This is a genomic window from Pyxidicoccus sp. M15 (genome assembly GCF_056858435.1).
Genome location: NZ_CM166495.1, coordinates 3,016,710 through 3,030,140 on the forward strand (window position 1 = coordinate 3,016,710; position 13,431 = coordinate 3,030,140).

The 13,431-nt window shown below is 69.5% G+C and carries 9 protein-coding genes; 5 read left to right on the plus strand and 4 right to left on the minus strand.

Features of this window, described 5'->3' with window-relative positions; genetic code table 11:
• Positions 1 to 43: 43 nt before the first annotated feature.
• The 3 genes from ACX9TP_RS12225 to ACX9TP_RS12235 form a co-directional block, all read right to left on the minus strand.
• The gene (locus ACX9TP_RS12225; protein ID WP_482979890.1) at positions 44 to 2,059 is read right to left on the minus strand and encodes a right-handed parallel beta-helix repeat-containing protein; all 2,016 of its coding nucleotides are present in this window, start codon (positions 2,057 to 2,059) and stop codon (positions 44 to 46) included.
• A gap of 138 nt (positions 2,060 to 2,197) precedes the next feature.
• Positions 2,198 to 3,805: a patatin-like phospholipase family protein gene (locus ACX9TP_RS12230; protein WP_482979891.1), complete on the minus strand. Its 1,608-nt coding sequence runs from the start codon at positions 3,803 to 3,805 to the stop codon at positions 2,198 to 2,200.
• Positions 3,806 to 3,944: 139 nt separating this feature from the next.
• Positions 3,945 to 4,556 carry a QsdR family transcriptional regulator gene (locus ACX9TP_RS12235; RefSeq protein WP_482979892.1) on the minus strand — a complete coding sequence of 204 codons (612 nt, stop codon included), beginning with the start codon at positions 4,554 to 4,556 and terminating at the stop codon, positions 3,945 to 3,947.
• 151 nt (positions 4,557 to 4,707) lie between these two features.
• Between ACX9TP_RS12235 and ACX9TP_RS12240 the strand changes: the two genes are divergently transcribed.
• From ACX9TP_RS12240 to ACX9TP_RS12260, 5 genes are all read left to right on the plus strand, one after another.
• Positions 4,708 to 6,798, plus strand: a complete 2,091-nt coding sequence (locus ACX9TP_RS12240) for a 3-hydroxyacyl-CoA dehydrogenase NAD-binding domain-containing protein (RefSeq protein WP_482979893.1) — start codon at positions 4,708 to 4,710, stop codon at positions 6,796 to 6,798.
• Positions 6,799 to 6,817: 19 nt separating this feature from the next.
• Positions 6,818 to 7,996: an acetyl-CoA C-acyltransferase gene (locus ACX9TP_RS12245; RefSeq protein WP_482979894.1), complete on the plus strand. Its 1,179-nt coding sequence runs from the start codon at positions 6,818 to 6,820 to the stop codon at positions 7,994 to 7,996.
• A gap of 2 nt (positions 7,997 to 7,998) precedes the next feature.
• Entirely contained in the window at positions 7,999 to 9,204 is a 1,206-nt protein-coding gene (locus ACX9TP_RS12250) for an acyl-CoA dehydrogenase family protein (RefSeq protein WP_482979895.1), read from the plus strand.
• Between the two features lie 12 nt (positions 9,205 to 9,216).
• Positions 9,217 to 10,359, plus strand: coding sequence for an acyl-CoA dehydrogenase family protein (locus ACX9TP_RS12255; RefSeq protein ID WP_482979896.1), 1,143 nt, complete (start codon positions 9,217 to 9,219; stop codon positions 10,357 to 10,359).
• A 152-nt stretch (positions 10,360 to 10,511) separates the two neighbouring features.
• A complete protein-coding gene (locus ACX9TP_RS12260; RefSeq protein ID WP_482979897.1) occupies positions 10,512 to 12,257 on the plus strand; it encodes a bifunctional metallophosphatase/5'-nucleotidase in 1,746 nt (581 codons plus the stop codon).
• Between the two features lie 87 nt (positions 12,258 to 12,344).
• Here ACX9TP_RS12260 and ACX9TP_RS12265 read toward each other — a convergent pair whose 3' ends face one another.
• Positions 12,345 to 13,373, minus strand: a complete 1,029-nt coding sequence (locus ACX9TP_RS12265; protein ID WP_482979898.1) for a hypothetical protein — start codon at positions 13,371 to 13,373, stop codon at positions 12,345 to 12,347.
• Positions 13,374 to 13,431: the final 58 nt, after the last annotated feature.

Genomic DNA, 13,431 nt, shown 5'->3' on the forward strand with positions numbered 1-13,431 from the left:
TCCAGGGGGTGCCAACAGCATGCGGGGTTGCGCGCTGGGAATCTCAGGGGCGTGGACCGTACACCGGCGGCGCGACGCCCGCCTCATGGGCGCCGAGGTCCGGCCCCGTGCCGCTGAAGCCATCCGTGATGCCTGGGAGGACCTGGCCCACGTTCTCCGCGGTGGAGCCGGCGCGGAGGCGCAGGTCGGGTGGCGCGTACTGCGTCATCGGCGCGGCCGGGTATGCGACGCTCGCCGCGAAGACACCGAGGTCCACCTGCACCGCGTTCTTCTCGCTGGTGTTGGCACGCAGCGAGCCGAGGTTGGAGAAGCGGATGCTTCCCCAACTGCCGGTGAGCTCGCCCGTGGTGGAGCCGAAGCCGTCATGGTCCATGCTGGAGCTGGCGGTCACCAGGTCGGGGATGTGCAGCGCGCGCCCGGAACCGCTGCTGTAGCCATTGAAGCTGCCGCCCGGCCCGCCGAGGAACAGGTTGTTGCGCGAGTAGAGGCGAGTCACCGGACGGCCCGCGTAGATGCCCAGCGCATCCCCGTTCTTCACCACCGTGTTGTGGAGGAGCACGTCACCGGTGCTGCCGCGGTAGAGCTTGAAGGCGAGGTGGACCGGGTTGTAGACGACGTTGCGCACGAACCAGGTGGGCCCGCCGAGCCCCGGCTGCGATGACAGCGCGATGAAGTTGTTGGTCAGGCGATTGCGCAGGATGCGGCAGTTGTGGAAGCAGAAGTCCGCCTCGATGCCGTCGTCCGCGTTCTCTCGGAGGTCATTGTCCAGGATGTCGATGCTGAGCTGGTCCGCCGCCTCGTCGTCCTCGAGCAGGGAGATGCCATCGCGGAAGCCGGTGACCCGGTTGTGCTGGATGACGTGCCCGGGGCCTGTGACGGCGATGCCCTCACCCAGGTTGTCGCCGTCGACGCCCAGCGACGACTCGGCCCAGGGGGTGAGTCCCGTCACCACGTTGTCGGCGATATAGGCGTTCTCCGCCCGGAGGTACGTCACGATGCCGTCGCCCCCGAAGCTGCTGCTGGCGTTGACGGTGCAGCGGGTGATGGCCAGGTGTTTCGAGCCATTGAAGCGGATGCGCCCGTTGACCGTGAGCCCCACGAGGTGCACGTAGCTCTGGTTGAAGAGGTTGAGCTGCCCATTGATGACGGTGCCCGCGGTGCCACGGAGGACGATGGGCCTGCCGGCGGCACCACTCCGGGACCAGTCGAACCCGCTGTAGGTCCCCGCGCCGAGCTCCAGGATGTCACCCGGCTGGGCGCTCGCGGCGACGGTGGCGAAGGTGCCGGGCGTCACCGCCTTGACCGGGGCTCCCGCCATGGCTGCCGGCACCGCCCGGGTGGTGCCGCTCACCGTGCGCGTGGTCTCTCCACCGTCGGGGTCCGTGAGCCTCAACTCCAGCTCGTAGGTCGTCCCCGGCTGCAGGCCGAACACGCTGCCCGAGTGGCGACTGGCCCAGGTGAAGCCCTCGTTACCGCCGCCCGGCACGCGGCGCAGCGGCAGCGACTCGCGCCAGGGCGTGGTGCCCGAGGGGCGGTAGCGCACCGTCACCAGGCCATTGGCGTTGTCGTCCCCGCCGAAGGCCCACTCCACCGTCAGGTGGTTCAGCGTCGGGTACGGAATGCGGACCTCGCCGGGCACGGTGGCATTGGCGTCATTGCCGGTACCGCCATCCGGGGTGGCCTCCAACTCCAGGGTGGTGGCCTGGGCGGTGGTGGAGGCCTCGCTGACGTTCCCCGCGGCGTCGAAGGCGGAGAGCCGGTAGCGGTAGAGCGTCCTGGCGGCGAGGCTCGAATCCTGGTGGGCGAGCCCTGTCTGGATTCCCACCTCCGTGAAGTCGGTGCAGCCCTCGCCCATGCACCGCTCGACGCGGTAGCCCGTCACGCCGACGTCGTCCGCGCTCGCCGTCCAGGCCAGGGCAATCATCGAGCTGGAGACGGGGTCGGCGCGCAGCACGCCGGGGACGGAGGGGGCCTGGGTGTCGAGGACCTCTGGCGGCCCTCCGTCTCCGCTTCCGCTGCATCCGGCCCACACCAGCAGAAGGAGCGTCCACCCCAGCATTCGATGCGCCTGATGGTTCATACCCTCTCGCGATGCGGCGAATGGAAGCTCGCCGCTGACCGGGAGTCCGGGCATCAACTCAGCATGGGAGTCGCATCACCTGCAATCCGGTTGCGCATGGAAAAGGGCCGACCGAGCCTAGGCCGCCACGGAGCGCTGGGTCTCGGGCACGCGCCCGCCCTGGTTGAACCCTGCCCACTCCTTGCGCAGCCGCTGGAAGAGGCCGTACAGCGGCTGTCCCTCGGACTCGTACTGTCCCTTGCGGTGCTCGATGATGTGGCGCAGCAACACGAAGCAGACGGTGGCCTCTCCGGCGGACTCCAGCGTGGTGAACTGGCTGGCCTCACTGAACCAGAGCGTGGTGGGCATCTGGCAGGCCTGCTGGGACAGTGCCACCAGGTGCGGCCCGGGCTGCAGCCACGGGTGCTCGGCGAACAGGCGGGGGCGGTTCACCGTGAGCGCGTAGATGAGATTCGACATCCGCCGGTCCTTGAAGTCCGCGGCTTCGTACACGCGATTGAACACCAGTCCCCGCACCCGCTTCATGAACACGCTGGACGTCAGCGCCAGCAGCGAGCCGCCTCGCAGCACCAGCATCTGCGCGAGCTCCGCCACCGTGAGCTTCTGGAACGACGGCCAGGTGTCCAGGTTCAGCGTCTTCTGAAGCATCGCGTTGACGTCGCGCAGGCGGCGGTGGGCCCAGACCAGCGCCGTCGCCACGGACGCGGTCATCGCGCCGGGCACCAGGTACAGGAAATAGTCCTCGGGACTCCAGGTGCCCGCGCGCGCATTCTCGAAGCCATGCCACGCCAGGATGGCCGCGCAGGCCAGCGTCAGGAAGAACAGCCCCCAGCCCATCCGCGAGACGCCATTCAGCGTCACCCAGCCCCGCTTCGTCGGGTTCTCGGGGATGTTGTACATCTCGTCGTTCTGCGTGCTGACGTCCGAGATGAGCAGCGTGGGCGGGTTCGCAGTCCCCTCGAAGGCCAGCAGCAGGCTGTCGACGCCCTGGTTGTCGTAGATGCCGCCATCCATCAGCGGCAGCCCGCCATTGAAGCCCGGTGCCAGCTCACCGAGCGCGGCGCTGAGCGGGAAGTCCCGGGGCCAGTGGAACTGCTGCGGGAAGACCAGCGGCTCGAAGCCGCCCGGGAAGCAGGACGACGCGGCCGCGATGTCCGCCAGCCGGACGTGCTGGGCCACCGATCGCGGCAGCCTGTAGTTGTTGTTGCCCAGGAGCGCGGCCGGGTTGTTGCTCCGCCGGAAGCGGAAGTCCAGGCCGGTGTGGAACTCGGTGGAGTTGAAGATGGCCTCCTGGAGCTGCAGCCCGCTCGCGCCGAGGACTTCGCCCAGGTTCCGTTCCCCGAGGAAGTCCGGCCGGGCGTACACGTCCGCGGCGGACCGGATGAGGCTGGCCCAGTTGTGGCTGTCGTGGTCGCGGTTCGAGGTGAGCTCGCCCAGCGCCTCGCCAATCACGTTGGTCCGCTTCAGGTAGGCCGACCAGCCGTCGTAGAACTCCGTGAAGGGCTTGCCGTCAATCTGGCTCACCACCCACGCGAGCCCGGTGAGCGTGCCGCCGGACACGGTGGACAGCCCCACCACGTCGGGGAGCAGTCCCACGGTGTCCAGGAACCGCAGCGTCCCCAGGTGGAATGCCGCCGCGCGATAGCCGCCGCCGGACAATGACACCGCGAGGGGTCCGAGCGGACCGTGGGGCTTCGAGGTGGACAGCGTGGATTCGGAGCTCATGCGGCGGCATTTCAGCAACGTCCATGCCGCCTGGGAAGGTGGGCCCCTTTCGCCTGGAGCCGCCGGGTAGGGGCGGTGAGGCCCCGGGAGACTGCGTGCGGTGGGAACGCGGTGCGTCCCGCCCGTACGCGGCAGGTTGCTACCTCGGCTTGCCGCCAAGCAGGACGAGGATGGCGGCGGCGGCCTGGTCGATGGCGGGCTCGCGGCCGCTGATGACATCCGCGTACACGAACGCCTCGCCGATGCGGACGATGACGTAGGCGAGGGTGTCCACCGGCAGGGGAGGCGTGAGGTGCCCGCGCGCCACCTGGTCCTCTATCGAGACGCGCACCAGGTCGACGTTGCGGCTCTGCACCGTGCTGCTCTTCGAGGTGAGCACCCGGAGTGCGAACTCGGGGTCGCTCTCGATGAAGCGGCGCAGCGGGGCGAAGGAGCGGATGCCCTCCATCAGCCGCTCGCTGACGCCCGCCACGTAGGCCGCGCCCTTCGCGCCACGCCCCTTCACCTCGGCCCGGGCCTTCTCCATGAAGGGCACCTGGAACGACCAGATGATTTCCCCGATGAGCAGCTCGCGGCTGCCTACCCAGCGAAACAGCGTCGCCCGGCCCACGCCCAGCTCCTTCGCCAGCGCCCCGACGTCGATGCGCTCCCCGGCCAGCCACTTCTTCCGAGCCAGCTGGAACGCGTCCAGGGGCGTGGCCTTCGCCTTCGTCCCTTTCCCCGCCAGCTCCCGCGCCAGCCGCGTCGCCACCGGAGGCGAATGCCGCTTCCTGCCGGCAGGCTTGGGTCGAGATGAGGTCATGAATCGGTAATAGCCGGCTTGACAGTAAAACTCAATGCGAGTCACTTTGCGGAAGTGACTCACCCGGCTCGCGGCGCGCGGCTGCGAGAGAGGAGCTGACATGAGCAGCACCCACTACGCGCAGCACGGCAGTGTGGCCGTCATCCGCCTGGACAACCCGCCGGTGAACGGCCTCGGCCACGCGGTGCGCGCCGGCATCGTGGAGGGCTTGCGCAAGGCGGAGGCGGACCCCGCGGTGAAGGCCGTCATCCTCATCGGCTCGGAGCGGGCCTTCTCGGGCGGCGCGGACATCCGCGAGTTCAACACGCCGAAGTCGCTCGCCGAGCCCCACCTGGGCACCGTCATCCACTACGTGGAGTCGTCCGCCAAGCCCGTCATCGCGGCCATCGGCGGCGCGTGCATGGGCGGCGGCCTGGAGCTCGCGCTCGGGTGCCACTACCGCGTGACGCAGCCCGGGGCGCAGATTGCCCTGCCCGAGGTGAAGCTGGGCCTGCTGCCCGGCGCGGGCGGCACGCAGCGACTGCCGCGCCTCATCGGTGTGGAGGCGGCGCTCAACATGATTGTGTCCGGCGCCACCGTCCCCTCCGAGCAGCTCGAGGGCACCGCCCTCTTCGACCACTTCGTCGAGGGGGACCTGCTCGAGGGGGCGCTCGCCTTCGCCCGGGTCGTCATCGAGGAGGGCCGGCCGCTCAAGCGGGTGCGCGACGTCACCGTGACGCACCCCAGGCCGGAGGCATTCTTCCTGTACGCCCGCACGGCCGTCGGAGCGGCGTCGAAGAACTTCCCCGCGCCGCTCAAGTGCGTGGACGCGGTGGAGGCCGCCGTCACGAAGGGCTTCGAGGAGGGCCTGCGGGTGGAGCGCGAGGCCTTCGTCAACCTCATGCAGACCTCCGAGTCGCGCGCCCTGCGCCACGCATTCTTCGCCGAGCGCGCGGCCTCCAAGGTGGCCGGGGTGGGGGAGGACACGCCGGTCCGCTCCATCCAGACGGTGGGCATCATCGGCGCCGGCACCATGGGCAGCGGCATCGCCATCAACTTCCTCAACGCCGGCATCCCGGTGGTGCTCCTGGAGATGAAGCAGGAGGCGCTGGAGCGTGGGCTCGGCTCCATCCGCAAGAGCTACGAGGGCCAGGTCGCCAAGGGGAAGCTCAAGGCCGACAAGGCGGAGCAGCGGCTCGCGCTGCTCAAGCCGACGCTGTCCTACGACGACCTGCGCCAGGCCGACCTCGTCATCGAGGCGGTGTTCGAGGAGCTGTCCGTCAAGGAGGCGGTGTTCCGCAAGCTGGACGAGGTCTGCAAGCCGGGGGCAATCCTCGCGAGCAACACCTCCACGCTCGACCTGAACCGGATTGCCGGCTTCACGCGGCGGCCCCAGGACGTGGTGGGCGCGCACTTCTTCAGCCCCGCCAACGTGATGAAGCTGCTCGAGGTCATCCGCGGCGAGAAGACGGGCAGCGACGTGCTCGCCACCCTCATGCAGCTGGCCAAGGGCATCAAGAAGACCGCCGTGGTGTCGGGCGTCTGCGACGGCTTCATCGGCAACCGCATGATTGCCATGTACCAGCGCGAGGCGCTGGTGATGCTGGAGGAGGGGGCGTCCCCCCAGCAGGTGGACGCCGCCATCGAGGCCTTCGGCTTCGCCATGGGGCCGCTGAAGATGGCGGACCTGGCGGGCGGCGACATCGGCTGGGCCATCCGCAAGCGCCAGTACGCGGAGCGCCCGGAGATGCGGCGCGTGCTCATCGCCGACCGGCTGTGTGAAATGGGCCGCTTCGGCCAGAAGACGGGCTCCGGCTTCTACCGCTACGAGCCCGGCCGCCGCGACGCCCTGCATGACGCGGCGGTGGACGCGGTCATCGACGCGTGCCGCCAGGAGCTGGGAGTCGCACCGCGCCAGCTGGGCGACGAGGAAATCGTCCAGCGCTGCGTCTTCGCGCTGGTGAACGAGGGCGCGCGCATCCTCGAGGAGGGCATTGCCCAGCGCGCGTCGGACATCGACCTCGTCTACCTGACGGGCTACGGCTTCCCGGTCTTCCGTGGCGGCCCGATGCTCTACGCCGACTCCGTGGGGCTGATGAACGTGGTGCGCACGATGGAGGGCTTCGCGGCCAACCCTCGCGGCCACCGCGCGTTCTGGCAGCCCGCGCCCCTGCTCGCCCGGCTCGCCGCCGAGGGCAAGACCTTCAACTGACTTCCCGCGGGAGACACTCATGAACGACGTCGCAATCGTATCGACCGCACGCACCGCGCTGGCGAAGTCCTGGCGCGGCGGCTTCAACATGACCCACGGCGCCACGCTGTCCGGCCACGTCATCCAGCACGCCGTGCAGCGCGCGGGCGTGGACCCGGCCGAGGTGGAGGACGTCATCTTCGGCTGCGCCCTGCCCGAGGGCTCCACCGGCAACGACGTGGCGCGCATGGCCGCCATCCGCGCCGGCCTGCCGGTGAGCGTCGCTGGCGTCACCGTCAACCGCTTCTGCTCCTCGGGCCTGCAGGCCATCGCCATGGCCGCCCAGCACATCCTCGTGGACGGGGCAGGCGTGATGGTGGCCGGCGGCGTGGAGTCCATCTCCACCGTGCAGGCGAACGTCAACACCCAGTACCTCAAGGAGGAGTGGCTGGCCCGGAACAAGCCCGAGCTCTACTGGACCATGCTGCAGACCGCGGAGACGGTGGCGGCCCGCTATGGGATTTCGAAGGACGCCCAGGATGAGTACGGCGTGCGCAGCCAGCAGCGCGCCGCGGCGGCCCAGGTGGCAGGGAGGTTCAACGACGAAATCGTCCCGCTCACCACCCTCATGGGCACCGCCGACAAGGCGACGGGCGCGCTGGGCACCCGCGAGGTGACGGTGGCCGCCGACGAGGGCATCCGTCCGGACACGATGCTCGAAGGGGTGAAGGGCATCCGCTCGGCCGTGCCCGGCGGCGTGGTGACGGCGGGCAACGCGAGCCAGTTCTCCGACGGCGCCTCCGCCTGCGTGCTGATGGACGCGAAGCAGGCCGCCCAGCGCAACCTGAAGCCGCTGGGCTACTTCCGCGGCTTCGCGGTGGCCGGCTGCGAGCCGGACGAGATGGGCATCGGCCCCGTGTTCGCCGTGCCGAAGCTGCTGAAGCGGGCCGGGCTGAAGGTGGACGACATCGGGCTGTGGGAATTGAACGAGGCGTTCGCGGTGCAGGTGCTCTACTGCCGGGACAGGCTGGGCATCCCCGACGAGCGGCTCAACGTGAATGGCGGCGCCATCGCCGTGGGGCACCCCTACGGAATGTCGGGCGCGCGCCTGGTGGGGCATGCGCTCATCGAAGGCAGGCGCCGAGGCGTGAAGCACGTGGTCGTCACCATGTGCGTCGGCACCGGCATGGGCGCTGCCGGTCTCTTCGAGGTGGCCTGAACATGGACCTGAACGACACTCCCGAGCAGTCAGCCTTCCGGCGCGAGGTTCGCGCCTTCCTCTCCGCCCAGCTTCCTCCGGCGCTGAGCCACAAGGTGCAGAACCGCCTGCGGCTCGGCAAGGAGGACACGGTCCTCTGGCAGCGCATCCTCCACCAGCGCGGGTGGGGCGCGCCCGGGTGGCCGAAGGCCTTCGGCGGCACGGGCTGGAGCGCGATCGAGCAGCACATCTTCGAGGAGGAGGCCGCGGACGCGGGCGCGCCCCGGCAGCTCGACTTCGGGCTGCGCATGGTGGCGCCCGTCATCATGGCCTTCGGCAACAAGGCGCAGCAGGAGCGCTTCCTGCCCCGGATTCTCAGCGGGGAGGACTGGTGGTGCCAGGGCTACTCGGAGCCGGGGGCGGGCTCGGACCTGGCCTCGCTGCGCACGCGCGCCGAGCGCAAGGGGCAGCACTACGTCGTCAACGGCCAGAAGGCCTGGACGACGCTCGGGCAGCACGCGGACTGGATTTTCTGCCTCGTTCGCACCAGCACGGAGGGAAGGCCCCAGGAGGGCATCTCCTTCCTGCTCATCGACATGAAGAGCAAGGGCATCACCGTGCGTCCCACCATCATGCTGGACGGTGAGCACGAGGTGAACGAGACGTACTTCGACGACGTCGAGGTGCCCGTGGAGAACCTCGTGGGCGAGGAGAACCGGGGCTGGACGTACGCCAAGTTCCTCCTGGGCCACGAGCGCACGGGACTGGCCAACGTGGGCCAGTGGAAGCGGCTGCTCAAGCGGCTGGAGACGGTGGCCCGCCGCGAGACGGGCTCCAACGGCCGCCCGCTCATCGAGGACGCGCGCTTCCGCGACAAGGTGGCCCAGGTGAAGGTGGAGTTGCTCGCGCTGGAGGTGACGCTCCTGCGCGTGCTGTCGGCGGAGGCGAAGGACGCGAAGAAGGGGCTGGGGCCCGTCGCCTCGGTGCTCAAAATCAAGGGCACGGAAATCGGCCAGGCCCTCTTCGAGCTCACGATGCAGGCCTGCGGGCATGACGCCCTGGCGTACCTGCCCGAGGCGCTGGAGCCGGGCTACTCCGGGCCGCGCGTCGGAGGCGAGCACGCGGCGGCGGCGGCGGGTGACTACTTCAACATGCGCAAGCTGAGCATCTTCGGCGGCTCCAACGAGATTCAGCGCAATATCATCTCCCAGATGCTCCTGGGCCTGTGAGGCGAGGCGGACATGGACTTCAGCTATACCGAGGAACAGCAGGCCCTCCAGGACTCGCTGCGCCGCTTCCTGACGAAGGAGTACGACTTCGAGAAGCGGCGCCAGATTGCCCGCTCGGCCACGGGCTACAGCAGGGAACACTGGAGGACGCTCGCGGAGATGGGCGTGCTCGGGCTCGGCGTCCCCGAGGCCCACGGCGGGATGAATGGCAGCCCCGTGGACACGATGCTCGTCATGGAGGGCTTCGGCCGCGTGCTGGTGCTGGAGCCGTACCTGGCCACCGTGGTGCTGTGCGGCGGGCTGGTGCGCGACGCGGGCACGGAGGCGCAGCAGGCAGCGTTGCTGCCCGCCATCGCCATGGGCGAGCTGCTGATGGCCTTCGCCCACTACGAGCAGGGGAGCCGGTACGCGCTCGAGCACGTCGCCACCGGGGCGAAGCGGGAGGGGGGCGGGTACGTCCTGAGCGGGGCGAAGTCCCTGGTGCTCTCCGGGGCGCAGGCCGGCAAGCTCCTGGTCTCGGCGCGCACGGCCGGGGGCGCGCGCGACAGGGCGGGCGTCTCGCTCTTCCTCGTGGACCGTGAAGCCCCGGGGGTGGGCGTCCAGGGCTACGTGACGCAGGACGGAGGCCGCGCGGCGGAGGTGAAGCTGGCGGACGTGCGCGTGGGCGCGGACGCGCTGCTCGGGCAGGAAGGCGGCGCGCTGCCGGTCATCGAGCGCGCGGTGGACCTGGGCATCGCCGCGCTGTGCGCCGAGGCGGTGGGGGCCATGGACGCGCTGCTCGAAACCACGCGCGAGTACCTGAAGACGCGCAAGCAGTTCGGCGTGCCCATCGGCAGGTTCCAGGTGCTCCAGCATCGGATGGCGGACATGCTGATTGCCACCGAGCAGGCCCGGTCCATGGCCATGGTCGCGGCGGTGAAGGTGCAGTCCGGGGACGCCGCCGAGCGGCGGCGGATGGTGTCCGCGGCCAAGACGCTCGTGGGGCAGTCCGCGCGCTACGTGGGGCAGCAGGCCGTGCAGCTCCATGGCGGCATGGGTGTCACGGACGAGCTGGGGGCGGCCCACCTGTTCAAGCGACTGACGGTCATCAACGCCACCTTCGGTGACGCGGACCATCACCTCGCGCAGGTGAGCGACTCGCTGCTGGCGGGGTGAGCCACCCGCGAGCCGTGCTCCGGCACCGCCCACGGATTTTCTGCATCATCTCCGACCGCGTAGGCTCATTAATCCAAGGGCCGGGCCCCGAGTGGACTCTCGCGCCGTCATTTCCCGAAACTCAGTTGGAGTGCTTTTCTACCCACATACCCATGAAAAACCTCACCGCCGCCATTTCGAGCCCACGGAGCCGCCGCCGCGCCTTCACTGTCCTTGGAGCCCTCTTCGCCAGCTCCATGCTCATCATCCAGCCCGGCTGCGGCGAGGAAGAGCCCAAGCCGCAGCCCCAGCCCGAGCCTCAAGAGCCGATCCGCGTCCAGGTCCTGGCCTTCAACGACTTTCACGGCAACCTGGAGGCACCGTCGGGCAGCAACGGCCGCATCCGCGTGCCCGCCAGTGATGGCGGCACCGCCGTGGATGTGAACGCCGGTGGCGCGGCATACCTGGCCCACCACATCCAGGCGCTGCGGCAGGAGAACGCCCAGAACACGGTGGTCGTCTCGGCGGGAGACCTCATCGGCGCCTCGCCGCTGATTTCCGGCATCTTCCACGACGAGCCCACCATCGGAGTGATGAACATGATGGGGCTGGACATCAACTCCGTGGGAAACCACGAGTTCGATGAAGGCTTCACCGAGCTGCTGCGCATGCAGAGCGGCGGCTGCCACCCGGTGGACGGGTGCCAGGTGGGTCCGACGTTCCCCGGCGCGAGCTTCAAGTTCCTCTCGGCCAACGTGTTCACCGACGTGGCCACCCGGAAGACGCTGTTCCCGGCCTACAACATCCGCGAGTTCCAGGGGACGAAGGTCGCCTTCATCGGGATGACGCTGAAGGGCACCCCGCTCATCGTCAACCCCACGGGTGTGGCGGGGCTCACCTTCCAGGACGAGGCGGACACGGTCAATGCCCTCGTCCCCGAGCTGAAGCAGCAGGGCGTGGAGGCCATCGTGGTGGTCATCCACGAGGGCGGCCTGCCGACGGGCTCCTTCGATGAGTGCCCTGGCATCTCCGGTCCCATCAAGGACCTCGTCGAGCGGTTCGACGACGAGGTGGACGTGGTCGCCTCCGGCCACACCCACCAGGCGTACAACTGCATCATCGACGGCAAGCGCGTCACCAGCGCGGCCAGCAACGGGCGCCTCGTCACCGACATCGACCTGGTGCTGGACCCCACCACGCATGACGTGGTGGAGACGGCCGCTCGCAACGTCATCGTCACGCGGGACACCGCGCATGCGCCGGTGGACGCCTACGTGAAGGAAGTCATCGGCAAGGTCGCGCCCCTCCGGGACAGGGTCATCGGCCAGACCGAGGGCGGGCTGGCGGCCCCCGTGCGGCCCCTCCCGGCCGGGTCCTCGGGGGAGTCCACGCTTGGCAATGTCGTGGCGGACGGGATGCTCGCGGCCACGCGCAGCGAGACGACTGGCGGGGCCGTCATCGCCATGCAGAACCCGGGCGGCGTGCGCGCGGACATCAACGCGGGGGACATCACCTTCGGCGAGGTCTTCGCCGTCCAGCCCTTCTCCAACAACATGGTGACGCTGACGCTCACCGGCGCGCAGCTCGACACGCTGCTGGAGCAGCAGTTCCAGCCGACCGGCACCTCCATCCTCCAGGTGTCGCAGGGCTTCGCCTTCAGCTGGAGCGCGTCGGCGCCGAGGGGAAGCAAGGTGGACCCGGCGTCCATCACCCTCAACGGCGTCACCGTGGACCCGGCGGCCAACTACCGCGTCACCGTGAACAACTTCATGGCCGGCGGCGGTGACGGCCTCGCGGTGCTCACCGAGGGGAAGGACCCGCGCACGGGCCCCATCGATACCGACGTGCTCGAGGCCTACACGCGCGCCAACAACCCGATACCCACGCCGCAGCTGGGCCGCATCACCCTTCTTCCCTGACGCGAGGCGGGAGAGGGACCTCGCCCGGTAGAGGTCCCTCCTCCCCGCAGGCCGACCGAGCGCGCCGTGCAGGGGAGGCGGTGACTCCTACCGGCCGGGCCCGGCCACGGGGCTCCCGGTCGCGAGGGGCTCCTTCGGGGGAGGGGGGGCTTTGGGCGGCGCCTTCTTCTCGTCCGCCAGCCCCGCGACCCGCTTCACGACTCCGAGGAAGAACGGCTCGGAGAAGCCCGCGAGGAAGCCGAAGACGGTGAGGTGCTGCCAGGTGAGGGATTTCACGTCGAGGTTCGCCACCTGGATGAGACCGCTCGTCAGCACGGTGAAGAGCAGCATCGCGGCGGTCGCGCCAACGAACGGCTGCGCGGTCAGCACGGGCCAGAAGGCGCGAAGCTGCCGGATGCCCATGATTTCGTCCCGCAGCGTGTAGACGCCACCGAGGACCGACCCCAGGGCTCCGGCCGCCATCGCCGTCAGGAGGAGGGTGTTCACGGAGCCGGAAAAGGGCTTTCCCTCCCAGAGGGTCATCACGCTCGCCAGGCCGAGCACCACGCCGAGCACGGCCGTCACCGCGAAGTAGTAGTTCGCGCGGAGCTGTTCGTTCGCGCGGTCATGTCGCCAGGCGTCCATCCGCTGCTGGTAGAGCGAGGCGAGCCGGTCGACGACCTCCGCTCTCCATCCCGAGGAGGGCGCTTCGCACGCCTTCTCGGCCTCCGCGCGCTGCGCCTGGAGTGCCGCCAGCTCCGCTTCGCCTTCGAGCAGCGAGGACAGGTGCGCGTCCGGCGCGAAGTAGAGCAGGGCGATTTTCAAGTCCTCGGCGGCATCCCAGGCCGCGTCGCGGCCCAGCTTGTCGGTGATGCGCTGGAGGACGGAGATGACCGCGTGGACGGGCGGTGCCGGCCTGACCCCGGCGGCGCCGAGCTCCAGATAGACCCGGAGCTCGACGAGGCGCGAAGAAATCCTGGAGAACGCCTTCACGAGCTCCGGGTCCTTCTTCTTGAGCCACGGCACCTTCCAGGGATTCGCGAGGATGGCGTTCACCGTCCCCTCCGTCTCCTGAATCTTCCGGACCAGGTCGTTCGCATTGCCGGACGAGGACTGCGCAGCAGGGATTGGCTCCATGGCAAGTCTCCGTCCTGGCAAGGACGAAGGCCCGGGGCCGCCATGCGCGACCACCGGG